Below are 7579 nucleotides of genomic sequence, written 5' to 3' on the forward strand. Positions count from 1 at the left end.
CGACCGTACGCGACTTGGCAAGAGACTCCAGCAGTTCCCGCTGGCCGGGTTCGAGCACCAGTGGTGCGGCAGAACGTGTCACGTCCAGAGCCTACTAAACGGCTAGCTATTTGCGAGACACAACACTAGACCCAACGCCGTTCAGTTAGGCGGTTGGGGCTGCTGTCAAGGCGTGTTGATCAGAAGGTAGGAAGCGGAGCTCCGGTATAGAGGGATATCACTCTAAGACGCCCTGAACGCCTGGAGCTCCGCTGGCTGGGGTGCGTGCCGAACGCCGTGACCCGGCAGCGTCGATCCATCGCGAATGTTGTCGGAGAGCGACCTACTTCCGCGGAAGACCATCCCGTTGCCGATCAATGGCGCGGTACGGAATGCTTTGTCCCCGGTCAGGCCCATCCTCGGCGCCGCCGGTCACAGCCTCGACGCCGAGCCTCCCATGATCGACGAATCGAGAATTTGTGCGCCATTCGCTGGCGCCTATCGCTGGACGAGGGTCTGGCCGCACACTATTCGTATGGCTACCGCTACAGCGGGGCGGGTCCGTACGGTAACGGGGGCTGCCGTGCTCACCGCCCTGGTCCTGGTTATCGCCTTCGGCAACCCGGCCTACAGCGACTGGGCGAAGGACCACACATCGAACGACGCGTGGGGCTTCTTTCTGAAGCAATTGGCGTGGCCGACGTGGTCGTTCAGCTCGGATGATTCGATCCGGACCATCCTCGCCAACGATATCAAGGCAATCCTGGTTGTCGTGCTTACCGGCGTCTTCGTCTCCCTGATGGCCGAACCGTCGCCATCCCGCAGCGCGAGGCTGTTCTTCTCGAGCTGGGGCGCCTATGTGTTCGCTGCGGCGTTCGCCGGCTTGCTAGCCGCGTTCATCCAGGCTGATGCCAGGCTCCTCGGTGCGATTGACTGGGCTGCCGGCGGCGGGATCTACGGGTTGTTCGTCGGCTGGGTGCTGGCCATCGTCGTCTTCGCCTCCCGGCACTGACCCCCGTACGGGCCAGCGTGGCCACCCGGCGTGGCCTCACCGAGTGAGGCAGGCTCAGGAGAAAAGTACGCTGTAGCCGACGTACTGACCACCGGCTGCGCCTGGCGGCACCTCCCGCCCGGGTTCGGGGTGTCGAGGGCCACCGCCCACCGCCGGTTCACGGCGTGGACCGCCGCCGGGCTGTGGCGCAGGCTGCACGTCGCCGCCCTGGACCAACTCGGCGCTCAAGGGTTGATTGACTGGTCCCGGGCCACCGCCGACGCCGCCTACGTGCGGGCGAAAAGGGGGGCGATCTGACCGGCCCGAGCCCGGTTGACCGAGGCAAACCCGGCAGCAAGATCCACGCTCTGTCCGAGCGCGGCGGGCTGCCGCTGTCCGTTCCATTGCCGACAGACTCATGCCGTGATCGCGTCATGCGCGTAGGTCAAGTGATAGACACGCAACGCCGACAGCAACCGCGGCACAGCGGGCCAGCCGATCGGGACCAAGACGAGCGTCACCAGGCCGTCTGACCTCGCATCAAGCCCGATCCGACCCGCTCGCCGAGAGTTCACACGACGAGGTCACTGGTTCGATCTCAGTATCGTCCACCGTAAATATTCCCAGATAGAAAGCCCGCCATCGGAACCATCGGTAACGGCTTTCGCGCTGTTGCCCCTTAAACCCGCACCCGCCCCGGTACCGTAGGCCCAGTTTCCCCGTTCCGTCAGCGCGACTCTCGCATCACGGCCACGTGGACGCCCGTTCCGACAAGTACCCGATCAGTGGTGGTACTGGTGCACGACGGCGTGGCCCTTGCCCCGGCGGATCAACGCCCGGTTCACCGGCACGGTCACCACGAACGCCACCGCCAGAGCGACAGCCAGCGCTCCCCAGAACAACGCAGACGTCAGCCCGGCACCCATGGCGCCCGGGATCACCAACATGATCGCATTGTCGATGATTTCCATCACGGTGATCGACACGGTGTCGGCGACCAGCGCGACGCCGGCCGCCGCACTCAACGTCAGCCCGGAGCGCAGGACAGGCACGATCGTGAAGCTGTAACCGAACACGAACGCCAGCGCGACAGCCAGCACGATCGTCGGCACGGTCGACCAGCCCAGGGCCGTGCCAATGACCAGGCCGAGGATCTCACCGATGGCGCACCCGGTCAGACAGTGCGCCGTGGCCGAGACAGCGAGCCGGTTGAGTTCCCGGCGGCCCTGCGGGCTGTGCGGGCCCACGTCGTGCCGCCCGCCCCCGTGGCCGTCGCCGTGCCTGTGCTGGTGTTCGTCGGCACGGTGCTGATGTGCTTGCTCGTCCATCGCGTTCTCCCCTCGGCGTGTGTCGAGCGTTGCGGGAGCAGTGGGCCATCGAGACCGGACCTGTCGTGCGCGACGTCCCCGGCGTCGGCGTGGTGGAACAGCGCCGGGAGGTCACCAGCGTGGCGCTGCCGTTGGTATCGTTCCGGCACACCTACACGTTCGCACGCGACGGCGTACAGGTGCACTCCGACTCCACGCTGCGGTTCCGCGAACGCGACGAGGTCGAGGCGACCCTGACGAGTAACGACTTCGCGGTCCTCGACGTCCGCGAAGCACCCGACCGCGCCGGGGCGCAGTATGTCTTCGTGGCGCAGCGGACAGGGCGACCAGACGCTCGATCAGCGGCAGATCAGTGCACATGACCTTGGGGCAGGCGGTCGGCGTCCCGAGCGCCCGTGGGACGAAACGAGCGTTCCTGTGGTGGGTGTCGGCGGGGCCTGGTGTTCGTTTGGCAGGAACGAATTGCATGGCGTCTGGCGACACGGTTTGTGGTAGCGAGCTGGTGATCTTTGCCGGCCTGGGCGCACACCGACCGTATGTTGCTCGTCCGCTGATGTCACGGGTGTCTTCTTGGCACGTACAGCCTTCCGGATGGTTGTTGCTCGGCGCGTTGCTCGCGGTAGGGCCTTTCGCTGCACCAGGTCAGCGGGCCTGTCCTGCGGGGCATCATACTGGCGGTCGGGCTGGGGTCGGTCGATTCGTGCGTGCTTGCGCGACACCCAGCCACTCGCCGAGCCGACGGCGGACCCGGCTGCGGCGATATCCGCCGTGCACCGCCCCGGTTGGTGGTGGATCGAACAGCGATCCCAACCCGGGTGCGGCTGTGGCCGGCTTGGTCAAGAACGTCGCGCTCCACCGGGCGACTAACGACTCGGTGGCACGCGGTGCCATTCGGTGGGCGGACAGCGCCAGGTGTGAGACCACCCCGGTTGTTACCTGCCTGCGCGGGCGGCGGGCGCACGCGAGGATCGTGGCAGCGAGACGCTCAGGTGCGTACGCGGGCGGGATAGCTCGTAGTTGGCGGCCCGAGTGGTTGGCGGCCCGCTCGAAGAACGGCGTGTCGACCGGCCCGGGTAACAGGAGACAGACCCGTATCCGAGGATGACGGGCGACCGCCTGCTGAAGGTTCAGGGCCAGCCCTCTGATGGCGAACTTGGTCATGGAGTAGAGCGGGACCAGCGGGTTCGGGAACACTGACAGCAACGACCCGACGAGCACGAGGATCCCGTTGCCCTGCGCCTGAAATGTAGCTAGGGCGGCGCGGGCGCACAGCGCGGTGCCGAATACGTTGGTGTCCACCAGCCGACGAATCTCGTCCACCGATTCAGAGCCCAGCGGCCCGGCAACGCCGACGGCCACCGCTTCGACCCAGACGTCTATCTGCCCGAACCGCTGCACCGCCAGCCGGGCCAACCGCTCGACGGCCGCTGGATCTGCAATGTCGGTCGGCACAACCAGCACCTGCCCGCCTCGCGCTCGGCAGTCGCGTTCCACCTCCGCAAGCGCTTCTTGACTGCGCGAGGCGAGTACCAACCTGGCCCCTTCGGCAGCGAACGCCAAAGCCGTCGCGCGGCCAATTCCACTCGACGCCCCCGTGATCAGCACCACGGCGTCACGGAACGTTCTACGCCTGACCATCACACCTCCCGCAACGCAGCAAGACGAGATCAACCATCTACCCGCGGGCGTGACAATCACTCCCAGGGCGCATCACGCTGCCTGCCGAGCCGCGGCGAAGCCGCCGGGAAGGCCAGAAGACCCGGGCCGACCGCACCCAGCCCGACGAGCATGACGGACAGGGAGGCGGCGACCACGAAGTGCCGCTGGTCCACGTACCGTGACCCAGGCGGTGCCCCATTGCCGCTGGCCGTGTCTCTACCCCTCCTGACCCAGATCGTACGTCCGGGCGGCGTCGCCGGCTGGCACCCCATCGACCTGCCGGCCATCGATTCTCAGGCTAACCGCAGGTCAGCCGCCAGGGTGATCATGTAGTCAGGGATCAACTCGCCCCTCCGACACGAACTCCCATCCCCTTGGCGCGGAACGACTCCCGCCTCGCTGCCACCGCCGGCGGCGGATGTCTTGGCCTCACCGACTCTGCCGCGCTTCTCGGAAGTTCGGTCATCGGTGACCCCCAGCGCGGCGTCAAACCGGTGAGACGGCTACCGCAGGTCCGTGAGCTGCTGGAATGTGGTTCGGATTCTGCCAAGTATGGTCCACGCGGGTCAAAGGCCACTTCCCGGGTTCGGGAGGTGGCCTTTCTGCTGTCGCACCGCAGCTAAGTGCAGCAACGGTCATTTGCCGAGGGAAATCGCCGAGGCGCTTCAATGCTTCCCGCGTCGCCTTCGATGAGACCTGAGTGTAGATCTCCATCGTCACCGAGAAGTGGGCATGCCGACCGGGAGGTCTACCTGCCCAAGGCGTGGACCGACGAACCCGATCGGTGTGCCGCCGCCAGCGTGCCGGCCGATGTCGAGGTTCGCCACGAAGATCGTCCTGGCCCGGCGGATGCTGGCTGCTGGATGAGTGAATCGCCCGGATCATGTCCGCGGGGGCGGTGGCAGCAGTCCGTGCAGGACCAGGGCCGACAACGCGTCGGCTATGCGGTCCCGGTCGAGCGACGCGGTCGGTGCGGCGGCGGGGTCGAGCCGGTCGGCGACCGGGTTCTGCGTCAGGGCCAGCGCCGGGCCGACGATCGCGAAATAGAGGATGTGCGGGGCTACGCGCGGGATGCGCCCCACCTCGACGAGAGCCGTGACGGTCGGTGTGATGCTGTCCCAGAACGGCTGGATGAACCGATGGTGCAGGTAGTCCAGGCGATCGGAGTCGCGAGTGGACTCATCGGCGATCAGTCGGCTCAGCTGCGACGCGTTCGCCGCCATGCGGTAGAGCTGGCCGACCGCGTTTCTCAGCCGTTCGTCGTCGTCGCGGTACCGGGCCAGCAGCGCGTCGCGCTCGGCTTGAATGTCGGAGAGCGCGAAGTCCACCACCGCGCGCCAGAACCTCGCCTTTGACCCGTACCGGTCATTGATGAAGTTGTGGCTGACGCCGAGCCGGCGTGCCAGCTCCCGCGCGGTGGTCGCGTCGTAGCCAAGCTCAGCGAATGTGTCGAGTCCTCGGCGGAGGACCTCGCACTCCTCGAGCTGGACGGGAGCGTTCTTCCGTCGGGGCTCCATCTGACTCCTTTCAACCGGTTCGTCCGGATTCGGGGACGGGCGGTGCGGCAGATCACGTCTGACGCTTGTCAGAACCGACGTAGTCTGACACTTGTCAGAACTTACTCGGGAGAGATCCCGGTTGCACGAAGAGAGGTCGTTCAAATGGCACTCCAAGGTAAGGTCGCGCTGGTAACGGGAGCATCGCAGGGGATCGGCAGGACGATCGCCGAACGCCTCGCCAGTGACGGGGCCAGCGTGGTCGTCAACTACTACCCGTCGTCGCGTCAGGACGCCGAGGACGTCGTACGCCGCATCCAGGCGGCCGGCGGCACCGCGGTCGCCGCGCCGGCCGACATCGCCGACGCCGCGCAGCTGCGCGGGCTGTTCGACGTCGCGGAGAAGGAGTTCGGCCACCTCGACATCGTGGTGCTCAACGCCTCCAACACGACCCACGGCACGATCGTCGACACGTCGGACGAGCAGTTCGACGCGATCTTCGCCACGAATGTTCGGTCGGGGTTCATCGCGCTGCGCGAGGCCGCGATCCGGCTCCCCGACGGCGGGCGGATCGTCGCGATCTCGGCCGGGCTGACCCTGATGCCGCGTCCCGGAACCGGCATCTACGCGGCGAGCAAGGCCGCCGTCGACCACCTGGTCCGGGTGCTGGCCAACGAGGTGGGCGCCCGCGGCATCACGGTCAACAGCGTGCTGCCCGGCGCGGTCCTGACCCCGGCGCTGCTCAACGCCGGGCAGGCCGTCATCGACGCTGAGGTCGCGAAGACGCCGCTCGGCCGGGTCGGCCAGCCGGAGGATATCGCCGACATCGTCCGCTTCCTGGTCTCCGAGCAGGGCCGCTGGATCAACGGCCAGAGGATCGGAGCCGGCGGCGGCATGTTCTGACCCGCCGCGCACTCCCCGTCGATCTCGGACTTGCCGCGGCGACATGGCCTCACCTACAGCGGTCGTCGCCACGACAAGTCCAGGATCGCGGGCAGGTCGTCGGCGGCGTTGAGGACCAGGGTTGATCCCAAGGGCGAAGCAAAGTCAGGTGATCATGTGAACGTGCCGTTCAGTGGCAGGTTCGCTGTCTGAGGCCGGCGCATAGGTGCGCCTTCCGGGACTGTACAAAGAGCCGTTTTCATCCTGAGTAGCGGCTGCTCTCAATGCGGTGCAGGACGAGGATGGCCCGCACGAGTGCGGTGGCGCGGCGGGGGGCAGCAGCGCAGCTTGGTGAGGAACCTCCAGGTGTTGAGTGTGGCGATGGCTCGCCGCGGGCGCGGATGCGGGCGTATGCACGGTTGACGGCCTTCTGGCGGCGGGACAGCTTTGGCCGTGCCGGTGACGCTTGAACGGCGTGCGTACGCTCCCGCCGGCTCCTTGGTCCGCGAAGGTCATCACGTCGGCGCTGGTCAGTGCGTCGATGATGCCGTGAACGCGGGCGGCGCTCGGGTCCTGGGTGGCGCCGGGCAGCGCGGCCGATGCCCAGACCAGGCGACCTGCTGCATCCGCGATGACCTGGACGTTCACGCCGTGTCGCTTGTGTGTGCCGGATTAGTAGGGCTTCTCTAGCGTCGAACGGACCCGCCGAAGTCATCCATCGTGTCCGGCAGGCGGAGGCGCGCCACGCGGTGGCGGCGGACGATGCGACGATCGCACGCTGTACCGACCTAGGCGAGGCCTGACCGTCGCCAGCGGAGCTTGTCCGGCCGCCTGCGCTGCCCTCTCGGCGATCACGTCGACTGGCCGTGTCAGGTTATCCGCCGACACCCATCAGCCGCTTAACCAACCTCCCTGGGCAGTACACCTAGGCCAGGATGGCGGTGAACACCTGGGGCCGGATGGGCGAGCTGAGTGCCTCATCCGCTCGGGCGACCGGATTTCCGGCGCGCCCCGGGTAGGTTCGCCGCGTAGGGCTGTCACAAACAGGGAGGCGGTCTTGTCTTTCCTGTAGACACTCCCTGTTTGGAGGAATACATGAGCGCTGAGCAGGCACACCTGCCCCCAGGCGTTGAGGTGATCACGACCCTGCCGGAGGCGACGGCCCTGATCCCGGCTGGCGCCGAGGCCAGGACCATCCGGGTCACCCTGTCGCCCGGTGACCCCGGCGCGCCGCCGCACCGGCA

The 7579-nt window shown here is 67.2% G+C and carries 7 protein-coding genes and 1 pseudogene; 4 read left to right on the forward strand and 4 right to left on the reverse strand.

From position 1 onward, the window contains the following. Positions 1–562 precede the first annotated feature (562 nt). Together JNW89_RS21365 and JNW89_RS38935 are read left to right on the forward strand one after the other, a co-directional pair. Positions 563–991: a hypothetical protein gene (locus tag JNW89_RS21365; RefSeq protein WP_238450249.1), complete on the forward strand. Its 429-nt coding sequence runs from the start codon at positions 563–565 to the stop codon at positions 989–991. Positions 992–1021: 30 nt separating this feature from the next. Then, on the forward strand, positions 1022–1288 hold the full coding sequence (locus JNW89_RS38935; RefSeq protein WP_375155127.1) for a transposase: 267 nt from the start codon (positions 1022–1024) through the stop codon (positions 1286–1288). 464 nt (positions 1289–1752) lie between these two features. On the opposite strand, the gene JNW89_RS21380 is transcribed toward JNW89_RS38935, so the two are convergent. Next, positions 1753–2298, reverse strand: a complete 546-nt coding sequence (locus tag JNW89_RS21380) for a DUF4396 domain-containing protein (RefSeq protein WP_238450250.1) — start codon at positions 2296–2298, stop codon at positions 1753–1755. Positions 2299–2363: 65 nt separating this feature from the next. On the opposite strand from JNW89_RS21380, the gene JNW89_RS21385 reads away from it, so the two are divergent. Then, positions 2364–2660 carry a hypothetical protein gene (locus JNW89_RS21385; protein ID WP_238450251.1) on the forward strand — a complete coding sequence of 99 codons (297 nt, stop codon included), beginning with the start codon at positions 2364–2366 and terminating at the stop codon, positions 2658–2660. Between the two features lie 304 nt (positions 2661–2964). On the opposite strand, the gene JNW89_RS21390 is transcribed toward JNW89_RS21385, so the two are convergent. Together JNW89_RS21390 and JNW89_RS21395 are read right to left on the reverse strand one after the other, a co-directional pair. Next, positions 2965–3906, reverse strand: a complete 942-nt coding sequence (locus JNW89_RS21390; protein WP_238450252.1) for an SDR family oxidoreductase — start codon at positions 3904–3906, stop codon at positions 2965–2967. A 932-nt stretch (positions 3907–4838) separates the two neighbouring features. Further along, positions 4839–5474 (reverse strand): TetR/AcrR family transcriptional regulator, encoded by a 636-nt coding sequence (locus JNW89_RS21395; protein WP_238450253.1) that lies wholly within the window; start codon positions 5472–5474, stop codon positions 4839–4841. A 144-nt stretch (positions 5475–5618) separates the two neighbouring features. Between JNW89_RS21395 and JNW89_RS21400 the strand changes: the two genes are divergently transcribed. After that, positions 5619–6356, forward strand: a complete 738-nt coding sequence (locus JNW89_RS21400) for an SDR family oxidoreductase (protein WP_238450254.1) — start codon at positions 5619–5621, stop codon at positions 6354–6356. A 238-nt stretch (positions 6357–6594) separates the two neighbouring features. Here JNW89_RS21400 and JNW89_RS21405 read toward each other — a convergent pair. Continuing rightward, positions 6595–7007, reverse strand: a pseudogene (locus JNW89_RS21405) (transposase family protein); the annotation flags it as partial. Between the last annotated feature and the right edge of the window lie 572 nt (positions 7008–7579).

The organism is Micromonospora sp. 4G55, assembly GCF_016803375.1.